Source organism: Hymenobacter humi (genome assembly GCF_042665855.1).
In the GTDB taxonomy this organism is placed as follows: Bacteria; Bacteroidota; Bacteroidia; order Cytophagales; family Hymenobacteraceae; genus Hymenobacter; species Hymenobacter humi.
The window spans coordinates 23,470-47,869 of sequence record NZ_JBHTEK010000003.1; the positions used below are offsets into that span (position 1 = coordinate 23,470).

29 protein-coding genes and 1 pseudogene are annotated in these 24,400 nt (G+C 60.4%); 19 read left to right on the forward strand and 11 right to left on the reverse strand.

Features of this window, described 5'->3' with window-relative positions:
• Positions 1-14: 14 nt before the first annotated feature.
• The 7 genes from ACFQT0_RS26655 to ACFQT0_RS26685 all read left to right on the forward strand — a co-directional run bounded on the left by ACFQT0_RS26655 (position 15) and on the right by ACFQT0_RS26685 (position 3,004).
• Positions 15-506: an efflux RND transporter periplasmic adaptor subunit gene (locus tag ACFQT0_RS26655; RefSeq protein WP_380206270.1), complete on the forward strand. Its 492-nt coding sequence runs from the start codon at positions 15-17 to the stop codon at positions 504-506.
• Positions 457-903 (forward strand): efflux RND transporter periplasmic adaptor subunit, encoded by a 447-nt coding sequence (locus ACFQT0_RS26660; protein WP_380206447.1) that lies wholly within the window; start codon positions 457-459, stop codon positions 901-903. The genes ACFQT0_RS26655 and ACFQT0_RS26660 overlap by 50 nt, the downstream gene beginning before the upstream one ends.
• 40 nt (positions 904-943) lie before the next feature.
• A complete protein-coding gene (locus tag ACFQT0_RS26665; protein WP_380206271.1) occupies positions 944-1,225 on the forward strand; it encodes a heavy metal-binding domain-containing protein in 282 nt (93 codons plus the stop codon).
• Positions 1,162-1,902, forward strand: coding sequence for an efflux RND transporter periplasmic adaptor subunit (locus ACFQT0_RS26670; protein WP_380206272.1), 741 nt, complete (start codon positions 1,162-1,164; stop codon positions 1,900-1,902). Before ACFQT0_RS26665 ends, ACFQT0_RS26670 begins: the two co-directional genes overlap by 64 nt.
• Before the next feature lie 149 nt (positions 1,903-2,051).
• The gene (locus tag ACFQT0_RS26675) at positions 2,052-2,282 is read left to right on the forward strand and encodes a hypothetical protein (RefSeq protein WP_380206273.1); all 231 of its coding nucleotides are present in this window, start codon (positions 2,052-2,054) and stop codon (positions 2,280-2,282) included.
• Between the two features lie 75 nt (positions 2,283-2,357).
• Positions 2,358-2,615 (forward strand): heavy metal-binding domain-containing protein, encoded by a 258-nt coding sequence (locus tag ACFQT0_RS26680; RefSeq protein WP_380206274.1) that lies wholly within the window; start codon positions 2,358-2,360, stop codon positions 2,613-2,615.
• A 56-nt stretch (positions 2,616-2,671) separates the two neighbouring features.
• Positions 2,672-3,004 (forward strand): four-helix bundle copper-binding protein, encoded by a 333-nt coding sequence (locus ACFQT0_RS26685; protein WP_380206275.1) that lies wholly within the window; start codon positions 2,672-2,674, stop codon positions 3,002-3,004.
• A 112-nt stretch (positions 3,005-3,116) separates the two neighbouring features.
• Here the strand turns inward: ACFQT0_RS26685 and ACFQT0_RS26690 are convergent, their stop codons facing one another.
• The 10 genes and pseudogenes from ACFQT0_RS26690 to ACFQT0_RS26735 form a co-directional block, all read right to left on the reverse strand.
• Positions 3,117-3,500: a cadmium resistance transporter gene (locus ACFQT0_RS26690; protein WP_380206429.1), complete on the reverse strand. Its 384-nt coding sequence runs from the start codon at positions 3,498-3,500 to the stop codon at positions 3,117-3,119.
• The gene (locus tag ACFQT0_RS26695) at positions 3,501-3,689 is read right to left on the reverse strand and encodes a hypothetical protein (protein WP_380206276.1); all 189 of its coding nucleotides are present in this window, start codon (positions 3,687-3,689) and stop codon (positions 3,501-3,503) included. It lies immediately after the preceding gene.
• 73 nt (positions 3,690-3,762) lie between these two features.
• Positions 3,763-4,011 (reverse strand): GDCCVxC domain-containing (seleno)protein, encoded by a 249-nt coding sequence (locus ACFQT0_RS26700; protein ID WP_380206277.1) that lies wholly within the window; start codon positions 4,009-4,011, stop codon positions 3,763-3,765.
• A gap of 11 nt (positions 4,012-4,022) precedes the next feature.
• Positions 4,023-4,652, reverse strand: coding sequence for a mercuric transport protein MerTP (gene merTP, locus ACFQT0_RS26705; RefSeq protein WP_380206278.1), 630 nt, complete (start codon positions 4,650-4,652; stop codon positions 4,023-4,025).
• 124 nt (positions 4,653-4,776) lie between these two features.
• A pseudogene (locus ACFQT0_RS26710) lies at positions 4,777-5,022 on the reverse strand (ArsR family transcriptional regulator); the annotation flags it as partial.
• 125 nt (positions 5,023-5,147) lie between these two features.
• Positions 5,148-6,587, reverse strand: a complete 1,440-nt coding sequence (locus ACFQT0_RS26715; protein WP_380206279.1) for a toprim domain-containing protein — start codon at positions 6,585-6,587, stop codon at positions 5,148-5,150.
• 99 nt (positions 6,588-6,686) lie between these two features.
• On the reverse strand, positions 6,687-8,828 hold the full coding sequence (locus tag ACFQT0_RS26720) for a DUF3945 domain-containing protein (RefSeq protein WP_380206280.1): 2,142 nt from the start codon (positions 8,826-8,828) through the stop codon (positions 6,687-6,689).
• A 170-nt stretch (positions 8,829-8,998) separates the two neighbouring features.
• The gene (gene mobC / locus ACFQT0_RS26725) at positions 8,999-11,008 is read right to left on the reverse strand and encodes a conjugal transfer protein MobC (protein ID WP_380206281.1); all 2,010 of its coding nucleotides are present in this window, start codon (positions 11,006-11,008) and stop codon (positions 8,999-9,001) included.
• A 395-nt stretch (positions 11,009-11,403) separates the two neighbouring features.
• Positions 11,404-12,066 (reverse strand): relaxase/mobilization nuclease domain-containing protein, encoded by a 663-nt coding sequence (locus tag ACFQT0_RS26730; protein WP_380206282.1) that lies wholly within the window; start codon positions 12,064-12,066, stop codon positions 11,404-11,406.
• Positions 12,063-12,383 (reverse strand): plasmid mobilization protein, encoded by a 321-nt coding sequence (locus tag ACFQT0_RS26735; RefSeq protein ID WP_380206283.1) that lies wholly within the window; start codon positions 12,381-12,383, stop codon positions 12,063-12,065. The genes ACFQT0_RS26730 and ACFQT0_RS26735 overlap by 4 nt, the downstream gene beginning before the upstream one ends.
• Positions 12,384-13,090: 707 nt before the next feature.
• On the opposite strand from ACFQT0_RS26735, the gene ACFQT0_RS26740 reads away from it, so the two are divergent.
• The 5 genes from ACFQT0_RS26740 (at position 13,091) to ACFQT0_RS26760 (ending at position 17,828) form a co-directional block, all read left to right on the forward strand.
• Positions 13,091-13,888: a ParA family protein gene (locus tag ACFQT0_RS26740; protein WP_380206284.1), complete on the forward strand. Its 798-nt coding sequence runs from the start codon at positions 13,091-13,093 to the stop codon at positions 13,886-13,888.
• Positions 13,889-14,346: 458 nt separating this feature from the next.
• Positions 14,347-14,619 (forward strand): hypothetical protein, encoded by a 273-nt coding sequence (locus ACFQT0_RS26745; protein WP_380206285.1) that lies wholly within the window; start codon positions 14,347-14,349, stop codon positions 14,617-14,619.
• Positions 14,620-15,176: 557 nt separating this feature from the next.
• A complete protein-coding gene (locus tag ACFQT0_RS26750) occupies positions 15,177-16,109 on the forward strand; it encodes a hypothetical protein (RefSeq protein ID WP_380206286.1) in 933 nt (310 codons plus the stop codon).
• The gene (locus ACFQT0_RS26755) at positions 16,088-16,606 is read left to right on the forward strand and encodes a sensor histidine kinase (protein WP_380206287.1); all 519 of its coding nucleotides are present in this window, start codon (positions 16,088-16,090) and stop codon (positions 16,604-16,606) included. The genes ACFQT0_RS26750 and ACFQT0_RS26755 overlap by 22 nt, the downstream gene beginning before the upstream one ends.
• 37 nt (positions 16,607-16,643) lie before the next feature.
• Positions 16,644-17,828, forward strand: coding sequence for a LytR/AlgR family response regulator transcription factor (locus ACFQT0_RS26760; protein ID WP_380206288.1), 1,185 nt, complete (start codon positions 16,644-16,646; stop codon positions 17,826-17,828).
• A gap of 136 nt (positions 17,829-17,964) precedes the next feature.
• Here ACFQT0_RS26760 and ACFQT0_RS26765 read toward each other — a convergent pair whose 3' ends face one another.
• Positions 17,965-18,225, reverse strand: coding sequence for a hypothetical protein (locus tag ACFQT0_RS26765; protein ID WP_380206289.1), 261 nt, complete (start codon positions 18,223-18,225; stop codon positions 17,965-17,967).
• A 425-nt stretch (positions 18,226-18,650) separates the two neighbouring features.
• On the opposite strand from ACFQT0_RS26765, the gene ACFQT0_RS26770 reads away from it, so the two are divergent.
• The 7 genes from ACFQT0_RS26770 (at position 18,651) to ACFQT0_RS26800 (ending at position 24,363) form a co-directional block, all read left to right on the forward strand.
• A complete protein-coding gene (locus ACFQT0_RS26770) occupies positions 18,651-19,289 on the forward strand; it encodes a hypothetical protein (RefSeq protein ID WP_380206290.1) in 639 nt (212 codons plus the stop codon).
• An 81-nt stretch (positions 19,290-19,370) separates the two neighbouring features.
• A complete protein-coding gene (locus tag ACFQT0_RS26775; protein ID WP_380206430.1) occupies positions 19,371-19,658 on the forward strand; it encodes a DUF4134 domain-containing protein in 288 nt (95 codons plus the stop codon).
• Positions 19,659-19,667: 9 nt separating this feature from the next.
• Positions 19,668-20,000 (forward strand): DUF4133 domain-containing protein, encoded by a 333-nt coding sequence (locus ACFQT0_RS26780; RefSeq protein WP_380206291.1) that lies wholly within the window; start codon positions 19,668-19,670, stop codon positions 19,998-20,000.
• Positions 20,001-20,028: 28 nt separating this feature from the next.
• On the forward strand, positions 20,029-22,521 hold the full coding sequence (locus tag ACFQT0_RS26785) for a TraG family conjugative transposon ATPase (RefSeq protein WP_380206292.1): 2,493 nt from the start codon (positions 20,029-20,031) through the stop codon (positions 22,519-22,521).
• Between the two features lie 111 nt (positions 22,522-22,632).
• Positions 22,633-23,193 (forward strand): hypothetical protein, encoded by a 561-nt coding sequence (locus ACFQT0_RS26790; protein ID WP_380206293.1) that lies wholly within the window; start codon positions 22,633-22,635, stop codon positions 23,191-23,193.
• A gap of 191 nt (positions 23,194-23,384) precedes the next feature.
• Positions 23,385-23,870 (forward strand): hypothetical protein, encoded by a 486-nt coding sequence (locus tag ACFQT0_RS26795; RefSeq protein ID WP_380206294.1) that lies wholly within the window; start codon positions 23,385-23,387, stop codon positions 23,868-23,870.
• A 211-nt stretch (positions 23,871-24,081) separates the two neighbouring features.
• Positions 24,082-24,363 (forward strand): hypothetical protein, encoded by a 282-nt coding sequence (locus ACFQT0_RS26800; protein WP_380206295.1) that lies wholly within the window; start codon positions 24,082-24,084, stop codon positions 24,361-24,363.
• Positions 24,364-24,400: the final 37 nt, after the last annotated feature.

Here is a 24,400-nt window from a genome sequence, read left to right on the forward strand (position 1 = left end):
CAGCCCCGAGCCTGGTGACGGCCGAGCAGGAGTACATCTTCTTATTGGAGAACGATGCCGACAATGCGGTCCTGGTCAACGGAGCCCGGCAAAAGCTGCGCCTGCTGGGCTTGAGCGAAAGCCAGTTGCGCGCCCTGACCCGCACCCGACGCCCCGACTACCGGGTCGCCGTGTTCAGCCCCTACGATGGCTACGTGGTGGAAAACACGCTGGCCGCGGCGGCACCAGCACCGCCGTCCCCATCCGGCATGGCCGAAGCCAGTGCCCCGGCGGGTGGCATGGGCGGCGCATCGGCCATGAACTCAGGAGCTCAACCAGCCGCTGAAACGGCCCCAACTGCCGCCCCAGCCCCGGCGCTCACGCTACAGGAAGGCAGTTATGTGAGTGCCGGGCAGACCTTGTTTCAGGTGATGAATACCGCGCAGGTCTGGGGGCTGTTCCAGCCCGGGCCTGGTGATGCGGCGCAGGCGTCCCGGTCAGACGCTGCAGGTGCTCGTGGACGGTGACCCCACCCATCCCCTGACCGCCCGCGTGGAGCTGGTGGAGCCCACGTACCGGGCCGGGGCCAGCACGCCGGCCGTGCGCGTCTCCCTGCCTAACCCCAAGGGGCTGCTGCGGCGCGGCACCCGCCTCACCGCCCGACTGACGAGCGCGGCCGCCAGCGGCTGGTGGCTGCCTCGTGCGGCCGTGGTGGACCTCGGTACCCGGCAGGTAGCCTTTGTAAGGCGTGGTCCCACGTTTGTGCCGGTCACGGTGCAGGTAGGCCAGCGCACCGCCTCGCAGGTCCAAATCCGGCAGGGCCTGCGCGGCACCGAGGACGTGGCTGCCAACGGCCAGTACCTGGTGGACAGCGAAAGCTTTCTGCAAACCACCTCCATTCCACCTTCCCCATCCCATGACTAGCCCACGACCCTTTTCGCGTTTGGCCGGCCGTTGGCTGCTGGTGCTACTGGTGGCACTGAGCAGCGCGGCCTGTCAGAAAACCAAGCCCGCTAACCAAGGGGCGGTGGGGGAGAAAGTGTACTACACCTGCTCCATGCATCCTCAGATTCACGAGGACGCCCCCGGCACCTGTCCCATCTGCGGCATGAATTTGATAGCCGTGAAAACGGTGCCCGTGGTAAAAAGCCTGCCGCCAGCCCCGCCGTATACACCTGCCCGATGCACCCACAGGTACATCAATCCAAACCGGGCCTCTGCCCCATATGCGGCATGGACCTGGTGAAACAGGCCGGGCATCCGACTCCGGCGGGAAGTGAGGCGACCAGCGGCGCGGACCTGACGCTGACCGCGCAGCAGGTCACGCTGGGCAACATTCACACGCAGGTTATCGGAACCAGCCCGTCGGAACTGTCCGCACCTACCGTGCTCACCGGCACCATCACCGCCGATGCCCTCCAAACGGAAAGCGTGAGCAGCCGGGTAGCAGGGCGCATTGAGCATTTATATGTGCGCCAGACCGGGCAGCTGATAAACCGAGGCGCGCCCCTGTTTTCCGTGTACAGCGAGCAGCTGCAGTCCCTGCAACAGGAGTACCTGCTGGCCCTGGCCCAAAGCCGCGAGCAGGGCGGCGCCTACCGGCAATTTGCTGAGGCCACGAGCCAGAAGCTCCGCCTCCTTGGTCTGACTTCCGGACAGCTCCGGCAGTTGGCCGCCCGGGGCCGGCCCAACCCGGTGGTCACGTACTACAGCCCAACCACCGGCACCGTGCAGACGCTGGACGTGGTACAAGGCCAATACGTGACCGAAGGCAGCCCCCTGGTGACGCTCACCAACCTGGCCACCGTGTGGGTCGAAGCGCAACTCTATCCGCAGGACGTGGACAAGCTTCCGATTGGCAAAAACGTCACGGTGCAGGTGGCCGGGGGTCCGGCTCCCATCAAGGCAAAGTCATCTTTCTGAGCCCCGAACTTAGTGGCGGCAGTCAGATTACCCTGGCCCGCATCCAGCTCGCTAACCCCGGAGGCCGCCTGCTACCCGGGGCTCAGGCGAACGTGTTGCTTGATGCTCCAACGGCATCCCCTACCGCTCAAACCACGTTGCGCGTGCCCGTGGAGGCCCTTGTCCGCGACGGCGAGAACAGTTACCTCTGGACGCAAACCGGTGAGCGGCAGTACCGCCGGGTGCGGGTCAGCACGGGCGAAGGCTCTGCCAGCAGCGTGCCCGTTACGGCAGGTCTGCCGCCCGGGGCCAAGGTCGTCGTGTCCGGGGCCTATTTGCTACAAAGCGAATATTCCCTGCGCCAGGGCGCTACCGACAGCATGAACGGCATGGCCATGTAAGCTGCCGAAACGCCATTTTTAATCCGTTGTGGTGCTGCGGTTCAGCACTTTGTTCCATTACCCTCCCCAACATTCATGAAAAAGCTTCTTTTCCTCGGCCTGGTGCTCACCAGCCTGTCCACCACCCTCTCGTCCTGCTCCGATAACAAGGGCACGGCGGAAACCAGCACGGCGGCCGGTACCAGTGCCACAACGGATAGCACTGCCACCCCCGGCGGCAACCCCGGCCCGGGCATCGCGACCGAAACCTATACCTGCACCATGCACCCCGAAGTCATTGCCAACGAGCCCGGCAAGTGTCCCAAGTGCGGCATGGACCTAGTCAAGAAATAACGCCCCGGACCAAGCACTTTTCAATTCCTCCTTTCATTAACTTAATCTTTTAACCCATGAACAACCAGCATCAGAGTCTGCTCGACGCCCTTAATGCCTGCATCGCCGCCTGCGAGTGGTGCGCCACCGCCTGCCTGCAGGAGCAGGACGTGAAAATGATGGTATCCTGCATCAGCCTCGACCGCGACTGTGCCGACATCTGCGCCCTCACCGCCCGCTTGGTAGCCCGGGGCTCCGTCCACGGCCAGCACCTGTTGCGGGAGTGCGCCGAAGTTTGCAAAGCCTGTGGGGATGCGTGCGCCAAGCACGGCCACATGCAGCATTGTCAGGAGTGCGCTGACGCCTGCCGCCGCTGCGAGGAGGCCTGCCGCGCCGCCCTGGCTGCATAATCCCCTGGAATTCGTAACACTAAAAGAGCCAACCTGCCCCGGGTTGGCTCTTTTCCGTTTGCTTTGGTTTGGAAAGTATATAATAAGGCAGTGAGCTTCTGGTTTCGGGCAGTTAGGGCAGCACCAGCTTGTAGGCTTTGGTCTCAAAAAGTATCCAGCAGCCCAGGGCCATGAGAAAGTAGGGTAGGATGAGGTGGCCGTAACGAGTCAGCACCCGCGAAAGCCCCGGGTGCTGCACCAGGTAATAGCTCACCAGGCACCACACGCCCACCATCGCGGCGAACACCCCGCAGTACAAGCCAACGACCATCGCCGGCAGCGTTGCAAACAAGGGGACGTACACGCTGACATTATCGGCCCCGTTGGCAATCGTTATCGCCGCCACCTGCAGCACGGTGGAGCCGGCGCTCACCGGCTGCGGAGACGCCTCCGCGGCCGAAGGGTCCCTTAGACGCCAGGCCCCGCGCAAACCGATAAAAATGGGTACCAGCCCCAGTCAACCCACCCACTGCGGCTGGGCGAGTTTACCGAGCACCAGACCAAACAGGCTGACCCCCACCAGAAAAGCCACACCCAGACACTGGCCGACAACGACCGACCGAACTGGATAGCGTGGGTTGCTGAACAACAAACTCAGCAAAAGCAAGTCATCGACGTTGGTGACGGCAAACGTCAGCAGAGCCAAGCCTAAGTGGCCCACAAGTCCATTCATGTGTTTTAATTAACCGGCAAAGGGCGTAACGAACCGGCGCGGGGAATTAGCAGCAGCCGCAGGCGCCTTTGCCCTGCTCCTGAATGGGCGGGCAGGGCACCGTGCCGTACGAGCAGAATACGCAGCAGTCGCCGGCCAAGGGCTTGAGCAGGGTGTGGCAGCGGGTGCACTCGTAAAACCACTGGCAGGCATCGGTGGGCATCTGCTCGGCCTGCGCGTTGTGACAGGCGGGGCAGGTGAGCACCGAAGTCAGCGTGACGGATGGCGTAGGAGTAGTGGGCGTCAAGGGAATCATAGCCGGGACGATTAGCGGGAAGGGGTGGGATTCAGCACCGGGTAGCCGGTGCCATTAATGGCTTTCTCGACCTGGGCAGCAGGCGTCACAGCCGGGTCAAAGCGTACCTGGGCGGTGCCCTGGTCGTAGGACACCTGCACGCTCTGCACGCCCGGCAGCTGCTGTACATCATGCTCCACGTGGCGGGCGCAGGCCTCGCACGTCATGCCCCCGATGCGATAGGAGCTAGTTTGCCACACCGGGACGGTGCTGGTGGCCGCCACCAGTTTGGGCGCCGCTGCTGGGTAGAACCGGGAACTGTAATAGGGGAAAGCGAGCAGCAGCGCGGCCAGCACCGTCACGCTGGCCAGAAAGCCGCGCGACTGCATCAGGGAGGGCTTAGCCGGCACGGGGCAGCCACAGTCATCAGCGGCCACGGGTACGGGCCGCAGTTTGTGGTACCAGGCAAAGCCGAGCACGCCCACCGTCAGCGCTATCAGGTAGGGACGCAGCGGCTCCAGCCACGAGAAGGTGGAGGCCACGCCGCCCAGCCCGCCAACAATGGCCAGCAGCGGGGTGAGGCAGCACAGCGAGGCCGCAAGGGCCGCCAGCAGGCCAGTGCCGGCCAGGGACTTGGAGGGAGTGGAAGCGGGCTGGTTCATACGGCGGCGGTAGTGAGAGCAGTGGAAGCAGAAGCCAGCAGCGGCTGCACAAGGGCCGCAAAGCGGGCGTTAGAGTATAGAACACGGTCTGCCCGACTTTGCGCGCCTGCACCACACCGCCGTCCTTAAGCTTGCGCAGGTGCTGGGAAATGGCCGAGACGTTCATCTGCAGCACGTCGGCCAGGTCGCACACGCAGAGCTGCTGCTGGTCAAGCAGCAAAAACAGCATCTTCAGGCGCACTTCGTTGCCCGCCAGCGCCAGCACGGCTGCTACGGCTTCGATGCCCGGCGCGGCCGAGGCCAAACGCTGCTTGCTGTGTTTAATATGCGCCGCGTCGGCAAACACCCGGATGCAAGAGGAAGCAGTCATAATTATCGTTTCGCCAAAGATACTACTTTCGTATTTAAGCAAACACTAAAATTAAAACAGCATACGGAGACTGCCTCTTCAGCATCCTGGCCAGCATAGCTGCTACAGTGTTACCTCCTGAAGTATTACCGCGGCAATCGTTGGTTTCGTGGTTCAGTACTCCTGAGAGGCGGCATTTTTCCATCCCCCTCGAAGCGGGGGTTGTCCCAATGCAGTTGCCCAAAGCCATACTGGTGCTCATCCACTGCCCCCAGTTCCCGCTGCATTACCTGCTGCAGCTGGTCTTTCTTGACATCTTGATTCCAATCCTTGCCTTGACTTTTGACTATCTCAATTTTGTGCGTGAAGGCCAGACACCGGCTTGCCGCCTGATTAAAGGCGCCCAAAGCGTCACGGTTCATAGGCACGTGAAACTGGAAGGTGTTCTGCGCCGACTTAACGGAATGAATCAGTTCGTCCCGCAGCGTTGGACTTATCGTCCGGGCCTCCTTGGCCCCGCTCTCCTGGTAGTAGTGCACCGTCGCTGCCGCGTTGTAGATTTTGAGTTTGTCGCTTAAAGCCTGAGCGCTGGCTACGTTGCTGGTGGTTACTTCCACTGTGAGCAGCTGCTCGTGCTCCCGCACAACTTTCATGGGGTTCTCCGCCCCGGCAAAACCGGCCAGCAGCCGCGTGTCGAAATGATGCCCCTGGGTGTCGTTGTCAAAAGCCGCCCGAATGGTGGGAATACTGGCTTCGGTGAGCAGGCGCTTCAACTCGAAAATCTTATTCTGGGTGAGCGTGCCCGCCGTAGATGCATATAGGGCCTTGTCATTGGGATGCAGCTGCGCATAGGAAAGCGCATCGAGCGCCGACTCGCTGACCAGCAGGTGCGTTGCCGGGCCGTCCTCCGGGAGCTTGCTGAGCCAGAGCGAGCGGGAAAACTGACTTTCGGGCGCCTGGCCCTTGAACCCCTCCCCTTTGAGCTCCAGGCCCACCACGCGCCCTTCGTGATAAGCCGGAAACGCCGTGTTGACAAAGGTTTTGGCGGGCAGGCCCGGGCGCTGGACGGTATGGAACTGGTTGAGGATACGGCCGGCGAATTGCGGCCGGGCCAACGTGCTTTTGGTAATACCCCGGCTTTCCAGATAAGCCGTGTTTTCCAGGGGCCGGCAGTTTTTGGTGTAGATGCTGTGGAACTTCTCACCCGGCGCGGTTTCCGCAATGGGTGGCAGGTCCAGCCGGGGCCGCTCAGCTTCGGGCAGGTTGAGGTAGGTGCGAAAGTGGTCGTTTACCGCCTGCCACACGGTGCGGTCCGGCGGCTGGGCGATGCCACTGATGCGTCCTGAGTTCAAGCGGCACTTCATCCAGTCGATGACGCTGCCCTTGTCTCGGTCGTCCTGGCTGTTGAAATACATCCAGTCGCCGCCCCGGCCCTTGAAGACGACGAGGGTGTCATCGCCCTCAAAGACGTGCCATTTGCCTTTGCCTAAGTTCTCCCCCTTTTTGAGGGTATAGCCATAATAATGCAGCAGCTCAGGCAATTCAACCTGCTCCTTGATATTCTGAAAGGTCAGCTCGTGTTCCATATCAGTCGCTTGGGAAGGGGGCATAGCAAAGCCAAGGCCCGGCGCTGAGCGTCCGGGCCGGGCCTGCAGAAAAGAAGATGTTTAGGGGTGATGTGGTCCTTAGAGCCGGGGCCCACGGGTTTTGACCTGGGGAGCTTCCACGGCCGGCGCAGCCGTCGTGACTGCCCGGGTAGCCTTTGCTGCCTGCTTCTGGTGCGGGGCCTGCCGCTGCTGGAGTTCGTGGGCGGCGGGCTTTACTTCCAGGCAGGCCTTGGCGGCATTCACCTGCACGGTGCCGTCGAACTTCGGGCCGCCGGTGCCGCTGGCCATGTTGGCTAGCGCCACCACCTTGCCCTCGCGCAGGTCCTTGCTTTGCTCCGGACTGAGTGGAACGCCGGCCACGGTGTCATGCAGGGTGACTTTGTTTTCCGGCAGCACCACGACTTTGTTCATGGTCTGGTCCACGGCTACGTAGCCGTTATATTCCCGGCCCTGCTCATCACGAAGTCCCCGAACGAGGCCCGCGTTGCCCTCTTTTTCCAGCTTCTCGCGCTGCTCGGGGGTGAATACCTGCCCGCCAATCTCGTTGGGAATGACCAGCTTCTGCTGGGGCAGTTCCAGCTTTAGCGTAGCTGAGCCGTCGGCTTCGCGGTGCAGCACCATCTTGCCCTCGAAGCGCACGGGCTCCCTACCCTCGCGCCCCGCCACTGCCATCGGCAGCAGGTCGGTTTTCTCACCACGCAGCAGCTTGCTTAATTGGCCGCTGGCGGCCAGTTCCTCGAACTTTAGCCCGAGGGAACTGAGAACCTTAAGCGGCGTTTCCCGGGCCTCAAACAACAGGGAAGGATTTGCTCTAGGTGCAACCCTTGCTTGCGCACCCAATCCATCCAGCGCGGGTGTAGCCTCGCTCGGCTCGGGCGCTGGCGCACCACCGGGCTGCTCCAAGGCAGGGAGTGCCCCCGGCCCCGCCTGCCGGGTTAAACGGGCCTGCAGCTCCTGGCGGGTTTTCTCATAGTCGACTTCCAGGCTCTGCCGCGTCTTCGGGCCGCCGTTCAGATGGGCATAGAAGTTTTTCAGGAACGCCGATGCAGGATTACCGCTGGTGTCGATGTCGAACAGGCTTTTGGCTTCCCGGATTACCTGCTCCGTGGTCTTGCCCTGCTGCTGAGCGACCAGCGCCACGCGCTGGCCGGCGGCGTGCTGCTGCACCTGCTCGGGCGCGGTGAGCGCGTGCTTGGGCACAGCCGACAGCTGGGCGCTCAGGGCGTCCCACTGCTTCACGCCGAAGGCGTCCTTCACCTGGCGGCTGCGCGCGGGCTCGTACCCCTCGTCATAGCCGGCTTCCTGCCGGCGATTAGATGCCTGTTCGGGCTTCTCCACCACGACTATGCCGTTGCCCACTTGCTTAAAGCCCTGCAGCGTGGCTTCCAGCTGGCCCAGCTTGTTGGAAGCGGGGTCGTAGCTGACAGCAAACCGGCCCCTGAGCTTGCCGCCCGGGTCACGTTCCATTGTCAGGGCACCCACGGCCACCCCCGCCTCCCTAAGCTGGTCGAGGTAGGCCCGCATTTCCAACAGCGGGGCCACCTCGTCGCCTTTCTGCCGCCACTGAATCTGCAGCTCCCCTATGTGCGCTGGTGCAGCAATAACTGCGGGCGGCAGCTCAGCTTCTGGCTGGGGCCCTTGCCCCTCCCCTACCGGCGCCGTTGGTTCCGGCTTGACCGGCTGCGGCGTTTCTTCCACTTTGGTGGGGCTCCCCGGTTCGGGTACTTCACTCGTGTGGCTTTCTTGTGCAGGTGCGGTAGTTTGCTCGGAGCGAGCAGCTATCGGCTCAGTAATCTGCTGCCTCGAGTCAACCTCCGGCACGGGGGCCGGGGCTGGCTCCCCAAATACGGACCTAAGCGGCTCCTGAGCGTTGGGGCTAAAGCCGACGCGCCCCTGCTGCACCACCTTCCAGTTGTCACCAATCTTCTCCAGCAGCGTGGGTCGTTCCAGTCGCACGTACTGGTCAGCCTGCCCGGGAATTTTGCCCAACTGGTACACGCTGCCCAGCGTGTCGTTGTAGGAGCTCATCAGGGGCCCATCGGCGCCGGGAGCCGGCAGTAGCGCCGCTTGCTTGGGATTTGCCGGGTTCAGCTGGAACTGAAAAAGGCTGTGGTGCGCCTGCTGGGGCTGGAGCCAATCGCCGGCAATGTTGCCGTTGGCGGTGGGCAGCTGGCTCAGGTACAGCGGCGCCGGGGTCGGGTTTTCATCTAGCTCTGCCATGGAAAGGAGGGGTTAGGGGTGAGGCCGAAGCGGAATTCGACGCTGCAAACCTATCCGGGTCCCCAACCCGATTGGCAGAAAGTTGACGAACGGTTGAAATCGAGTGGTGAGAAACGCGCAGGCCACACGAACGGGCTGTCCATTGAGCCTAGGTACGCACCCTATCCCTCTTATTTCTCCACCTTTTCCTTGATGAGGTGCCGCAGGTTGGGGTCCTGCCTGATGCGGAGGAGCTCACGCTCGCACAACTCTTTCACGTCCGTCTTGATGCGGTTGAAGTTGGCCTTAATCATTTCCTCGGCCTCGTCCTCTCCGGTGGCCGGGTTGATGAAGCTGGTAATGTCCGGGATGGGCAAATAGGCCTGGGCCTCCGCGGCGACCGTTTTCACGTCCACCTGAATGCGGGCGTGAAACACCTTCTGGCCGATTTCCTCCCCGAAGTTGTCGGCCACGGCCCCCACGAAGTTGCCCTGGGTGAGGTTGGCAATGGTGCTCGCAGGAATCATGCTGTCCATCTGGGTGGAGAGGCTGGTGCTGGTTTCGCGCATGTTGATGCTCAGACTCTGGCGCTGCTGCAGGATTTTGCCAAACCGCTCACTCAGCCACTTGCCGCTGTTGCCCGCTACCTGGCCGCTGAACACGTTGCCCACGGTATTCTTGATAACCTCGGCTTCCTTCTGGCCATAGTCGCGCTCGAGCTGCGAGAAGTCCTGGAAGCCCAGGCAAGTGCTCACCTTGTTGCTGCGAGCCGTGGCAATGAGGTTGTCCAGCCCCTTGAAATAGATGGTGGGCAGCTCGTCAATGATTATGGACGATTTACGCTTGCCCTTCTGATTCACCAGCTTCACCAGCCGGGCGTTGTAGAGGCCCAGCGCGGCCCCGTAGATAGCCTGGCGCTCGGGGTTGTTGCCCACGCACAACACCTTGGGCTCCTCGTTGCTGTTGATGTCGAGCGTGAAGTCGTTGCCCGACATCACCCAGTAGAGTTGCGGCGACGCCAGGCGGCCCAGCGGGATGCGGGCACTGGCTATCTGCCCTTCCAGCTGCTCAATGGCGTCTTTCTGGAAGGCCGACACGAAGGGCTTGACCAAGTTTTCGATTTCGGGGTACGAGGCGAGCACTGGAAAAATCTCCTCGTAGTCGCGGCTCAGAAACTCGATGACGTGGGGAAAGGTGCAGTACTTGCCCTTCTCAAACAGCTTTAGAAACCAGATGATGGCGGCCACGAAGTTGATGGGCGACTCCACGAAAAAGTCCCCCTGCTTCTGAATCCAGCTCTTGTTGAGGTTGAGCATGATGGTTGAGGCGCTTTCGTAGGCGTCCACGATGTCGGACATGAGCTCGGGTAGCAGGGGGTTGCAGCGGTGGCTTTTGCGGGGGTTGTCGAAGTTGATGACGTAAAAGCCCACCGGCCGGTCAAACTTGTCCTGGTGGCGCAGCAGCGTGTTGTAGCAGATGCGGCTGAGGTCGTCAAACTTGTAGTCGTAGATGTACATGCAGAACCCCTTGGCCAGGTGCTGGCGGATAAACTCGTTGATGATGGCAAAGCTCTTGCCCGAGCCCGGCGTGCCCAGCACCATGGTGGCCCGAAACGGGTTGACCACGTTCAGCCAGCCGTGGTGCTGCTTGCCCCGCAGCAGGTAGCTGGTGCGCAGGTTCACCGAGAACTCGTTTTCCATCAGCCGCTCCTCCTGCGGAAAGCTCTCGTTGTCTTTGTTGAAGATGTCCTTCATCAAATCGTTATTGAAGAGCCGGCTCAGCCAGGCGCCGGCACTGAGCAGCAGCAGAAAGCCCGCGGACAGAAGCCCCGCGTATAAGGCCGTGGCCAGCCCGGCGGGCATAGAAAGGCTGCGCAGCAGGTCGGCCCCGTACAGCAAGGCGAGGCCAATGACGGCGTAGCCGGCCACGGAAATCCCCTTTACCTTTTCATCCTTGCGGCCCCGGGTGCCCAGGCAGCTCAGCAGCAGGAACACCACGGCCAGGGTCTTACTCACCCAACTGGCCTTAAACAAAAAGGTGTTACGGGTGAAGCTATCCAAGAGCCGTTCCACCACGGCCGGTGCCCACCCCATGACCCTGAAGTAGCCAAAGCAGTAGTAGTAGATGTTCAGGCCCAGCAGCACGATGGCAAACAGGCGCATAAACTCCATGATTTTCCGTAATCCCTTTTCGTCTTCCATCAGTCAGCACTGGTGAGGTTCCGTTTTAATCCGGCAACCTACCCAGGCGCTAAGGCCTTTCTGGGCACTTCTTGACGAGCAGCAGAAAGTCAGGGGTGAGGCGCACCTGCAACACACGAATGGCACCGCTCATAAAAGGTTATACCGTCGGCGGTGCCGTTGATAAAGGGAGTTGAGTGATTCAGGAAACTACTTGCCTGGTTTCAATTTTACGTTTCGCTTCGGTGGCTCCTGGTTTGCTGGTACCGGCAGCTTGGAGATTAAGCCGGTTACGGGTTTGAGCGGGCTTTGCTGCTTTGCCTGCTCTGTCCTTGCTCTAGCAAACTCCTCGCGCAGTTGCCCCGCCTTGTAGCCCGCTTCTTGTCCCTTCACTCTTATTCCGCTCCATTCGAAGCTCACCCCCGCAAGGTGCCACCTCGGTCGTGGGTGTAGCGCACGCTTATCTGCTGGTTCAGCAGCTGGGCCGCCAGCCACTCCTCCCCTCCCCTATCGGGCAGGCTAAACAAGTGCTTTAAGGCTTGGCCTACCTGCTCGCGGGCGGCTTCCTTTTTCGGGTCGAGGTCCTTGATGCTGCGGCGGCGCTCGGGCAAGGGCTGCATGCCCAGCTCCTGGCTTATCTGACGGGTGATGGCCGGCTGCCGGTAGAAGTTATTGTCCGTCCGCAGAGCGGGGCCGCCGTCAATCGGCACCCGATTAAGGTAGATGTGCACGTGGGCGTGCTTCTTGTCGCGGTGCTCGTACACGACTACCTGGTGGCGGTCGATGGGCGCCCCAATCAACTCACAATACCGGCGGGCCGCCGCCACTTTTTGCTGCAGGCTAACGGCCTCCCCCTCGGTCCAGGAAAGAATGGTATGCCACACCGGTTTTCGTATTTTTTTACTCTGACTGGCGATGCTTTTCATCTCCTGCGCCATCTCCTTTGGGCTGCCCGGAATGACATTGGAAACGACCAGAAGTGGCGCTTCGCCGGGCTCTTTTCCCTTGCCCTTTCGCTGACCGGCCCCGTACGTAAGGGCCCCTTCAAAGTCACTCCCCGTGGTGGTTTTCGCTATCATACCAGATACCCCCTGATAATAGTTAAGGCCTGCACCAGCTGCTCTTCATGGCTACTGAATGCCTTACCGGCCTGAGCCAGCCGCGCCATCTGATTTAAATTTGTGCCAATACCAACGAGCTGCTTTCGTAGTTCAGCGGGTAACACTTCCCTTACTTCGGTCCCCAATCCGACCACTCGGAGATAATCGGAAACCTTCTTGAAGCCGGCCGCTTTGGCCTTGGCGGCAATGGCTTTCTTCTCGTCGGCGGTCACGCGAAAGTGAATCTGAGCGTCGCGGTTGGGCTCAATTGGGTGCGGGCTGGTTTCTTCGTGCATGCGTCCGTTGAATGGCTTTACAGGAGCTTCCTACGGCTAAAAGCACTAATAGGGCTATTCCACACCACCTGCTTTATCCTCGCACCAGTAACCAGAACCCCGCACAGAGGACCAGCAAGCCATGTCTTTGTGTACACAAAGACATGGCTTGCTGAGCGGTGAACCAACACCTGAACGAGGACAATGAACGGGGCTAGGGCTAGATTTCGATGGCAATATCAATTGCAACCACACAACATTGCAACATTGCAACTATGCCACTAAAATTCGCTTGTATTAAATGCATTCATCGTCTTATGATGAAACGTTGAGCAACATTCGTGTTGCCACAACGCAACACTACAACTTTGCCACAATGTCACTCCTACTACATTTTTAGCCTTCTCAAAACACTACGCCAATTTTGCAACAAAGCCACTTCACAACTTTGCACCTATGCAACACGGTTCATAACACCTGCAATAATTTATCGCAACAGAGTTGCTTTGCAACAATGCCACGATGTACCTTCGCCACATTGTGACAAACAACTAGAGCAACTTTGTTTATTTGCAACTTTGCAACAATGTTCATTTGCACATCCTTACTTTGCAACAACCTAACGTTGTGGCATTGCAACAATTATCTTTTGCAACTTTGCAACAAGAGCTAGTTGCAACAAAGCAACTCTGCCCCACACAGCCCTTTTACCACTCCTGAATTGCCTTATGACACAACCTCACGTTATCGCGTTTGCTACCCAGAAGGGAGGGGCGGGAAAGTCCACGATTGGCACCCACATGGCATCCGCCCTGTGCTACTACTATGGCTACAAGGTCGCCATGGTAGACTGTGACTACCCGCAGAACTCCCTGCATGCCTACCGGCTGGAAGAGCAGCACCGCCTGCAGTCCGAGTCGGCTTTTCAGGCCCGGCTAATCAAGCAGGGGGTGCCGCCTTACCCGGTTATCATCTCCAGCGTCGAAAAGGCGGTGGCCTCCATTGAAGGGCTGTTGGAGCAGGACTACGACTTCATTTTGGTGGATACCCCCGGCACCGTGAACGTGATGGGCTTGCCGGAGCTGCTGCGACTGGTCGATTACATCTTTCTGCCCATCGAGCCGGACAAGGGCTCCATTGCTTCCACCATGTCCTACATGGCCATTCTGGGTCAGTTCGTGCAGTCACGCGATGCAGACTCCAACCTGCAGGGCTATTACGCCTTCTGGAACAAGTTTGTAAAAGCCGAGAAGAAAGCCATTTACGAGAAGACCGAGGCCCTTTTCAAGGAGAAGGAAATGCCGCTGCTCACGAGCCGGGTGGAGCTGCTGATGACCTACAAGGAAAACCGCTCGACCATGTTCCCCTTGCCCGAGCGCGACCTCAATCGCCTGGGCCTGGGCCAGCTCATCATGGAAATCCTCACCCTGGTAGTAGGGGAGGGGCAAGTTACACCCTCGGGGAAAGCCATTGCCTACACCCCGCCGCCGGTAGAGCCCACGCCCGCGGCCGTGGAGGCCGAGTAAGCGCTTCCGGTTTTCCCGCATTTCATTCCCACGCCTTAACGCTTGTCCATCATGGCAAAAGCCACCACCAAAAAGCCCAAGCTTACCCCGGAAGAACAGATGGCCGAACTAGCCCGCCTGACGGGCTCCGTCGCTTCCATCAGCCACATGGGGCCCAGCCAGCCCTTCGCAATTCCAGCTCCCGAACCGGCTGCAGTCCCGGCCCCAGCTACCGCAGCAGCAACTACCCAAGCAGCACCGCCCGTAGCCCCCGCACCGGTTGAGCCAATAGCTGCCGTACCTACCGCTGTACCCGTAGTGGAGGCACCAACGCCAGTGATGACGCCCACAGCACCGGAGCCTAAGGCAGAACCAAAGGGTGAAAAAGAGCCCAAGGAGCGGGTAGCCCCGACCCAAGTGGCACAACCGGTTACAGTGGCAGGAGAGGAGCCAGAAAACGCCCTGGATGAAGACCAGGGGTGGAACCCACGCCGGCATCGGCTACGGGCAACACCCTGCAGTTCTCATTTGAGGGCCTTTATGCTCCCTCGGAGGAAAAGAAAACCTTCCAGGTGCGCATTACGGCGACGCATCAGCAGCTTTTCCAGCAAATGGGGTTGCTGCTGGGCGGGGGCGCCTCCTCGGCGGACGTCATCCACAACATCCTGAATCAGTTCGTGGAGCAGCACGAGCAGCAAATCCAGAAAGCGCTGCAACGGCAGCTGCGGCAGATGATGAGCCCCAAAAAGTAGCGTTGCCGCTACTCGAATCTATCCTAAGGCCCGCTGCCTCGGCGCGGGCCTTTCTATTCCCGTCTTCCCCGTCTTGGTATCCTTGCTCCGCTGAACGAGTAGGGGAGGGGAGGAGCTTTATCGCTACCCGATATGCTTCTAAATTGTAACAAGTTGGCTGTTGCCTTAGCCATGGTATTGGCCGGTGCCGTGGCGAAGGCGGAAACGCCACTCCTACCAAACCCATCGGCCCGTAGCCTAGCGACCAGCGATTCCTTGCGGGGTCTGCTGCAGCAGCGGGACTTATCCGACTCAACACGTTTTCGGCTCCTGGGAGCCCTGCGCGACGAGCTGTTTACGCAGGCGGACCCGGATGCCCGGCCAGTCGGCGAGCAGGCCGTCGCACTGGCCACCCGCCGACGCGACTGGCAGGGCGCAGCCGAGGCGCTTTTCCAGCTGGTGGTGTTCTGCGAGCGGAGCAGCGACTACGTGGGCGCCACTAAATACAGCCAGCAGGGGTGGAGTTGGCCCGGGCCCATGCACTGCCGCAGCTGTGGCGCTTTACGCAGTGCCTGGGGATGCTGGCCGTGGACACCAAGGACGCGGCCCAGGGGCTGCGGTGGATGCGGCTGGCCTACCGGCAGCAGGCCGGGGCCGCCCGGGTAACCCCCAAGGAGCGGGGCGGCCTGCTGCTAAATCTGGCCACCAGCTTCATGGTTTTGGAGCAGTACGACTCAGTACTGCACTACGCGAAACGGGCATTGCCCCCAATGCAGCAAGCCGGTGACGCCCGGGGGCAGGGGATGGTGTACCAGTTCCAAGGGGAGGTGTACGCCCTGCTGCGCCCGCATACCCCGGCCCGGCTGGATTCTGCGGTGACCAACATACGGCGGGCCTTGAAGCTCTTGCAACAGCACCACTTCCCTTCCCACGCGACGGCCTGTGCCCTGGCATTAGCCCGCACCTACCGACAGATTGGCCGCCCGGCAGCGTCGCAGCAGGCGGCGGAATTGGCCTTGCGTATGGCTCGGGAGACGCCGATGCCCGAGTACGAGGCCGAGGCCCTAGCGGCTCTGGCCTGGGCGCAGGCCGACCTGGGCCACGTAGCGCGCTCTATAGAGCTGGATAAACAGGCCCAAGGCTTGCAGGATTCGCTCTTCAGCCGCGACAAAGCCCAGGCGTTGGCCCAGCTGCAGGTGGGCTACAATGTACAGCTGCTCACGCAGCAGAAACGCGCGGCCGAGTACGAGCAGCGCACCCAGCGGGCCCGGCTGCAATCTCTTCTGTTGCTGCTGGGCGGGTTGACGGCCACCCTGGGCGTGGGCGCGTGGCTGCATTGGCGACTGCGGCGGCAGAAAGCCTTGCTGGCCGTGGCCAACGAGGTTAATCGCCAATCGGCGGCCGAGAAAGAGGTGCTCCTGCAGGAAATACACCACCGGGTAAAAACAACCTGCAGCTGGTCAGCAGCCTGCTGGCCTGGCAGAGCAGCGTGCTGCCCGAGCCGGCGCTGACGGCCGCGCTGGCCGCCAGTCAGGCCCGCATTCAAAGCATGGCCCTGGTGCACGAATTCCTGTACCGGGCCGACGACCTGGCGCAGGTTCGCCTGGACGCCTATCTGGCCGAACTGCTTGATTTTCTTCATCTTTCACACAACTCGGACGAGCGCCCCGTGCAGCTCAGCACTGACCTCCACCCGCTGGTTTTGGAGGCTCGCGAGGCGACGTCCTTCGGTCTGTTGGTAAACGAATTAGTCAGCAATGCGCACAAGCACGCTTTTCGGGGCCCCGGGCCGGGCCACCTGCACGTTTCCCTTTCTCCTCGTCCCACGGGCTTTCAGCTGTGCGTCATCGACAACGGCGTCGGCTTGCCCAGTGGGGGAGGAGGGGAGGCCGCGTCCCGCTCGCTCGGGTTGCAGCTCGTGCACCGGCTCGCTAAGCAGTTAAAAGCAACTGTGACGGCCTCTCCATCCGAACCCACCGGCACCCGCATGGAGGTCACCCGCAACTAAGCCGGGGCCTGGCGGTGCCATATTGCTACTCTACCCTATGGCAACCATTCTCATTGTTGAAGACGAATTACTGATTGCGGATGAAATCCAGCGGGCCCTGGTCCGCCTGGGTCATAACCCGCTCGAACCCGTCGACAGCAGTGACGAAGCCCTGCAGGTGCTGGCGCAGCAACCCGTGGAGCTGGTGCTCATGGACATTAACATCGCCGGCGACTGCGACGGCATTGCCGCGGCCCTGCTCGTGCGTCGGCAGTTTGCCGTGCCCGTGGTGTTTCTCACCGCCCGCTCCGACTCAGCCACGCTCAACCGCGCCAAGCTGGCCCAGCCCTACGGCTACCTGGTTAAGCCCTTCACGGATGATTCGCTACGGGCTCAGATTGAGCTGGCCCTCTACAATGCTTACCAGGCCGGGCCTATTGGCCCCGTGACGGACCTGGCCGGAGCCGCCGGGGACGAGGTTCTTGGCGCCGCCGAGCGCTGTCCCAAGTTCAAGGAATACCTGTTCGTGCGCAAAGGCTCGGGCCACGTCAAGGTGCTGCTGCGCGACATCCTCTACTTTGAGGCCCTGCAGAACTACGTGCGCCTGCACACGGTCAAGGAGAACTTCGTATTTGACTCCACGCTCAGGGAGCTGGAGCAGAAGCTGCCCGACCAATTCTTTAAAACCCACCGCTCCTACATCGTCAACCTCGACCACGTGCAGGCCTACGAGGAAAGCAGCGTGCTGCTGGGCAAGGACTACATTGCTGTCAGCCGTTCCTGCAAAGACGAGCCTCAAGAGCCGCATTCACTTGGTGGGTTAGGGTCAAAACCAACCGCTTCCGGACATTTCAAAGCCTCCCTCAACTCACCTAAAAAGGGCTTAAAAGTGTCATTAACAGCCTTTTTATGCGTATCTTGTAGGATGGAACAACCCTTCGAAAAGCCGCCTTTCTGGAAATCAGACCGCGCTCCTTTTGCGAGCTACCGCGAACTGGATACCTTCCTGCGCATGTCCAGCTTCGCGTGGCACGCTGAGCTGGCCTGCCGCAAATGGCTGGAGCGGGGAGCCACTTTCCCGGGCGGGCTCAACACCCCGAAAACCACTGACTGGATGGCCGTGCTCAGCTACCTTAACCCGCACCTAGATGCCACCCAGCAGTTTGGCATCTCCCCAGCCGACGCGCCGGACGTATCCATCCTACGAGCCTACCAGCCTGCTACTCTCCGGCCTGCCGGTTGAGCAGATTGCCGAGCGCCTGGAAGAACATCCGCTACCGGACAATCTCACCGATTTTCTGGTCCGGGGCTAGGCCGCCTTTTTTCGCTTTAAATACGGTAAACACCAGGGGCCCGCTGCAGCAGCGGGCCCCTGGTGTTTACGCCCAATCGTAGCGGCCGCCGTGGCGGGGCTGATAGGTAAAGCTGACGTGCCCCTCGTCGTGGCCAGCAAGTAGCTGGTGCAGCGCCTGCCGGGTTATGGACCGGTGCTGGTGCCACTTCTCACGCAGAAACCACGGCGCGGGGGACGTGATACGGTGGTCGCGGCGGTGATGGCAGCGGCCGCGCTGCCGGGCCGACCAGGCCCAGCGTTTTTGGGTTGTTTCATGGGAGCGGTTAGGTTGGTACCTACCGCTCATGGCATGTGGTCTGATAGCGCTTCATGGATAGCAAAGGATGCTGCCGCCGGACCTGCTGCGGGCCTTTTGGCAAAAACAAGGTACGCCATTCGTGTGGAGAGGGTGCACCTCACCACCCAATTCCAACCGTTCGTCAACTTTCTACTAATCGGGTTTTGGGGGCCGATAGGTTTGCAGCGTCAAACCCCGGTTTGGCAGTTCCACGCCCGGCCTGGTTGACCCGGGGTGCCACGCTAATTCCTTTCGATGCTCAGCGCCTATTCCTGGAGTCAGTTTGGTTTGTTTACCCTGGCTCTAGTCCTCTGCTACTACCTCGTGGTTGCCCTGCTGTACTACCGGGCTGAACTCACCGCCCTGCTCAGGCCCGGCAACAAGCCCGCCAGCGCTCAGCTCGCCAGGGCGGGCGCGATGGCTCCCCGGCCCTGGTGCGCCCCACCTCGGCCTTTGCCCCGGCAGCAGCGGCGGAATCCGCACCTGTCGATGCCGACGCTGAAACTGAAAGCCCAGCCGGCGGCGCAGCGGAAAACCTTCCCACGGCGGCCGAGAGTGTGGTAGGAGGGGAGCTGCCCGACTCAACCGCCGCCGCTACCGGCCAGGACGAGAGCCGTAGCGAGGAGACTCCCCTGGACGCTACGCAATCAACTCAGCCTGAAGCTCAGGTGCAGGACGAAGCCCGGACCGAAGAGGCCGACCAAGCCGATGAGCGGCTGGCGGCCCTGGTTCGGCAGCAGGTGCCTTCGCAAACCGAGGAGGAAGAATTGCAGCCCACTGTCGCGGCCCTGGAACCGGACACCATTTCAGCCGAACCTTCAGTGGATGGCTACGAGCCCCTGGCCACGTTCGACGAGCCGGTGGCGTCGCTGCTGGACATTATCACCGCCGAGCCGGCCTCGCAGTTGGTGGCCGCCGATTCGGTCAGCGAATACATCGCCCGGCTGCAGGCGGGCCAGAATCCGCCCCTGCCCGCGGCCCTGCAGGGCTCCTGCCTGGCCGAGCAGATGGCCCAGCACCTGGACCACTTCAACGCGGAGCTCAACGCTCTCTTAGAGATGGACGAGGCCTAATCCAGGCCCTGTCCCTTTCACCCATTCCCTTTCCTCTAATTCTTTCCCTGTTGTGATGAACAAGAAGCACTTTTTACTTCCCTGACCCTGTGTGCCCTGCTACTCACCTCCCAGCTTCTGTACGCCCAAGGCGCCGGCAACGGCACGGCCGGCATTCAGGATGCCACCACGCAGGTGACCAGCTACTTTGACCCGCTCACCAAGCTCATGTACGCCATCGGCGCGGTGCTGGGCCTGGTCGGGGCCATCAAGGTGTACGGCAAGTGGAACTCGGGCGACCAGGACACCCAGAAAACGGCGGTGTCGTGGTTCGGCTCCATGATTTTCCTGGTCATCGTGGCCACGGTGGTACGCTCCTTCTTCCTCTAAGCCGTCGCCGTGCCCATCTACGACCTCAATCGCGGCATCAACAAGCCCGTCGAATTCAAGGGCCTGGTGGGCAGCAACATTTACTTCCTAGTGGCCGGCATCGGGCTGGTGTTCGCATTGTTCGTGACCTGCTACCTGCTCGGCGTGCCCCTGCTGCTCACGGTGCTGGGCACCTTTCTGGCCGGGGGCGGCATGTGGGCCGGGGTGTTTGCCCTGAACCGCCGCTACGGCGAGCACGGGCTGATGAAGGCCGCCGCCCGGCGCTCGTCGCCCAAGTACATCACCAACCGGCACAGCCGCTTATTCCAACGCCTCAACGAGGACCCGACCAGCCGCGCCTAGCGGCTGGTTTTGGGTGCTTTCACTGCCTATGAGCAATAAGGTTCTGCCCTCCGTTTCCCTGGAATCCAAGCAGCCCATCTACAAGGTGGAAAAAGACTGCCTCATCTCGAAGAATGCGGACGTGACCGTGGCCTTTCGGCTGGATTTGCCCGAAATCTTCACTCTCTCGCGGGAAGACTACGCCCAGCTGCAGGCCGCTTTCGTGAAAGCCGTGCGCCTGCTGCCCGACCACTGCGTGGTGCACAAGCAGGACTGGTACGTGGAGGACAAGTACGCCCCCGGCTTCGAGGCCGAGCGCACCCTGCTCTCGTCGGCCTACGAGCGCCACTTCAACGAGCGGCCCTTCCTGAATCACTTCTGCTACCTCTACATCACCAAAACCTCGTCGGAGCGGCCCAACTGGGGCAGCACCTCGGGGCTGCTGGCCCGGCGCAACATCGTGCCCAAGGACATGCTCGACACCAAGGTGCTGGAAAGCTTTTTCGACAACGTGGGCCAGTTCGTGCGCACCCTGGAAGGGGTGGGGCCTACCAACGCGCCCTACATCCGCTCGCACCGCCTCACCTCGGATGAGCTGGCCGGCACGGCCGAAAAGGCCGGGCTGCTGGAAAAGTACCTGGCGCTGGACCTGTCCGACCAGGCCCTGCAGGTGGACCTGGACCTGACCCAGGGGCTGAAAGTGGGGGCGGAGTTCTGCCAGATGTTCTCGGTGGCCAACCTCGACGACTTGCCCACTTCGGTTGAAACGGATATTCGCTACGAGCAATACAGCACCGAATACTCGGACTTCCCCATCAGCTTCGCCGCGCCGCTGGGCTTGCTGCTGGGCGCCAACCACATCCTGAACCAGTACGTGTTCCTGGATAGCACCACCAAGACGGTTAAGACCTTCGAGCAGAAGAAGGACCGGCTGAACTCGCTCTCGCTCTACTCCCGGCAGAACGCCATCAACTTCGAATACTACAACGCCTTTCTCAACGAGCTTACTGCCCACAAGCGCCGGCCGGTGCGGGTGCACTGCAACGTGCTCACCTGGGGCCGGCACGAGGAGGAGCTGACCGAGGTGCGCAAACTGGTGAACGCGGCCTTCAACACCATGAACTGCAAGCCGCGGCAAAACACCGTGGATATCGCCGCGCTCTACTGGGGCGGCATCCCGGGAAACGCCGGCGACTTCCCCGCCGAGGAGACCTTCTACACCTTCATCGAGCAGGCCGTCTGCTTCTGGGCCTGCGAAACCAACTACCGCAGCACCGGGGCCACCAAGGGCATCAAGCTGTCCGACCGGCTCACCGGCAAGCCCGTGCTGGTGGACATTTCGGATGAGCCGATGAAGAAGCAAATCATCTTCAACCGCAACAAGTTCGTGCTGGGGCCCTCGGGCTCGGGCAAGTCGTTTTTCACCAACCACATGGTGCGCCAGTACTACGAGCAGGGCGCGCACGTGCTGCTGGTGGACACCGGCAATTCCTACAAAGGGCTCTGCGAACTGGTGGGCGGGGTCTATTTCACCTACGAGGAAGACGACCCGATTGCCTTTAACCCCTTCCTGATTTCGGGCAAGCTGGACGTCGAAAAGAAGGAATCCATCAAAACGCTGCTGCAGGCGCTGTGGAAAAAGGACGACGAAACGGTGAGCCAGTCGGAGTACGTGTCGCTCTCCACGGCCGTCAGCTTGTATTACGTGATGCTGGAAGCCAACGCGCTTATCAAGCCGAGCTTCAACACGTTCTACGAATTTGTTAAAGGGCCGTACCGCAAGATTCTGGAGGAGGAAAAGGTCCGGGAGAAGGATTTCGATATTGATAACTTCATCTACGTGCTCAAGCCCTACTACCGGGGCGGCGAGTACGACTACCTGCTGAACTCCGAGAAAGAGCTGGACCTCGTGCAGGCCCCCTTCATCGTGTTCGAGCTCGACAACATCAAGGACCACCCCATCCTGTTTCCGGTGGTCACACTCATCATCATGGAAACCTTCATCTCCAAGATGCGCAAGCTCAAGGGCGTACGGAAGATGATTCTGATTGAGGAGGCCTGGAAGGCGCTGACTACGCCCGGCATGGCCGCCTACATCAAGTATCTCTTTAAGACGGTACGCAAGTTCTTCGGCGAGGCCATCGTGGTGACGCAGGAAATCGACGACATCATCGGCAATGAGATTGTCAAGGACGCCATCATCAACAACTCGGACTGCAAGATTCTGCTCGACCAGCGCAAGTTCATCAACCGCTTCGAGGAGATTCAGGCGCTGCTTTCGCTCACGCCCAAGGAAAAGGACCTGGTGCTGAGCATCAACCGCGACAACAAAGCCACCCGGGGCCGCTACACGGAGGTATTCATCAGCCTGGGCGGGGTCGTGTCCAAGGTGTACGCCATCGAGGTGTCGAAGGAAGAATACGTGACCTACACCACCGAGGAAACCGAGAAAGTGCGGCTATTTGAGAAGTTCAAGCAGACCGGGGATATGCCCACGGCCATCAAGCTGTTTGCGGCCGACCTGCGCGAAGGCCGGGCTTAATTTTCAACAAAAGGGGAAAAATCATGGAAACGAAAGTCACCATCCTGGGCCTGGCTATCCTCGCCCTCAGCGCCGGCAAAGCCTCCGCGCAGGCTCGTGGTTACGGCACCGGTGCTCGAAGTGCAGTCAGGCGTTCAAACGGGACTGCAAAACACCATGAAGGGCCTTTCCAAAGCGGCAAACGTGCTGGTAAAAGCTGGGGTAAAAGAACAGGAACTGACCAAAGTATTTTCGGAAAAGAATATGATGCTGGCCAAGAACTGGTACGATGGCCTGCTGCAAGTCAGCTCGGCCGTGCGCTCGTACCGGCGCGTGCAGTCGGTTTTTGAGAAGCAGGGGAGAATCATCCAGACTTACTCAACGGCTATCGAAACGCTGCGGCAGTCGCCATTCGTGAAACCGGAACAGCTGTCCGACATGACGACCATCTATACCAAAATGCTGACGGAAAGCGCAAACACGCTTTCGGACCTGCAAACCATCGTGAGCCCGGCGATGCTCAAAATGACGGATGCGGAAAGGATGCGCTTCATTGATAAGCTGGACGTGAAAATCTCTGGTCAGTTGGGCTTAATCAACTACTTCACCCAACGCAACATCGTGCAAATGAACCTAGCGGAGCAAAAGGCGAACGACGCGCAGGCGCTTAACGCGCTGATGGGTGCCCGCTAGTCTTTTTCTCACTTTCAGCTCCCTCAGCCATGAACGCAAGCACCAAATTTCTTGCTCTGGGCCTAGCCTTACTAGCTGGCCCGGCTCATGCCCAAATGCCGGCCGTTATCTCGGCTCCAATTGCGGAGAAAAGCTCTCGCAAGCAAATCGTTCATCAAGGCGTCTCTGCTACTCTACTGGGGCAAGGCAAGGTGCTGGCGTCCGATATGACGAAGGTAAGCGGCCAGATTAAGGGCGTTATCGACAAGACGCAAGCCCTGCACGACCAATGGTATAGCAGCCTGCTGCAAATAAGTGCCGGGGTCCGCAACTATCGCCGCGTACAGGAAATTTATACGCACCAAAGCGAAATGATTAGCCAGTTCTCAGCGGCTATCCCAGAATTGCGGACCCAACAGCTCTCGCCCGCGCAACTCAGCGAGGCATCTACTATCTATCAAGGCATCCTAACGGAAAACATCGCGCTGCTGGGGGAGCTAGCCGGCGTGATGAGCACTGGCCGGTCAAAGATGACGGACCCGGAACGGGTTGAATTCATCGACAACATAGCTGACCGCATTGTGAAGCAGCACAACTTGATGAACTACTTCACCAACAAATGCCGCGCTATCGCGCAGATGCAGGCCCAACAAGTGCAAGACCGGGAATCTATGACCGCCCTCATGGGTGGCCGCTAAGTGCCTCTCTACTATTCCTGCTATCCTTTCACCTTCTGCCCCTAAACCATGAAAAACACTTCCATCCTAGCGCTCGGACTGCTGCTTGCCGGTTGCGGTTCGGACACTGCAACCGGCACGGACGCTACCACGGGTACGACTGCTGCTAAGGCATCAGCCTGATGCTAATCTGGACCCTCGGGCGGCTATCATTCGCCAACAGCACGAGCAGTTGATTGCCAAGCAAAAGGAGTACGTCGCGCAACTCCCCACCCTGACAGGCGCGGAAAAGCTTAGCCCAGCACATATTGAGCACTCTACCAAACGATTTGCCGAAATAATCCAGCAGAGCCAAGCCAACCTTACGGCCTTGGACCAATTGGACCCCGCCAACTCAAAAGACCCTGCACAAGTCGCACTGATAGGTGAACTGGCCGAAAAGCAAGCCGCCGTTTTTGCGCGTGGCGAAAGGCGTTTGACAACGATACATAATGAGCACTACGCGCCTAAATAAGCCCTACCCGGCTGCTTTTACCATCACCCGCATATCC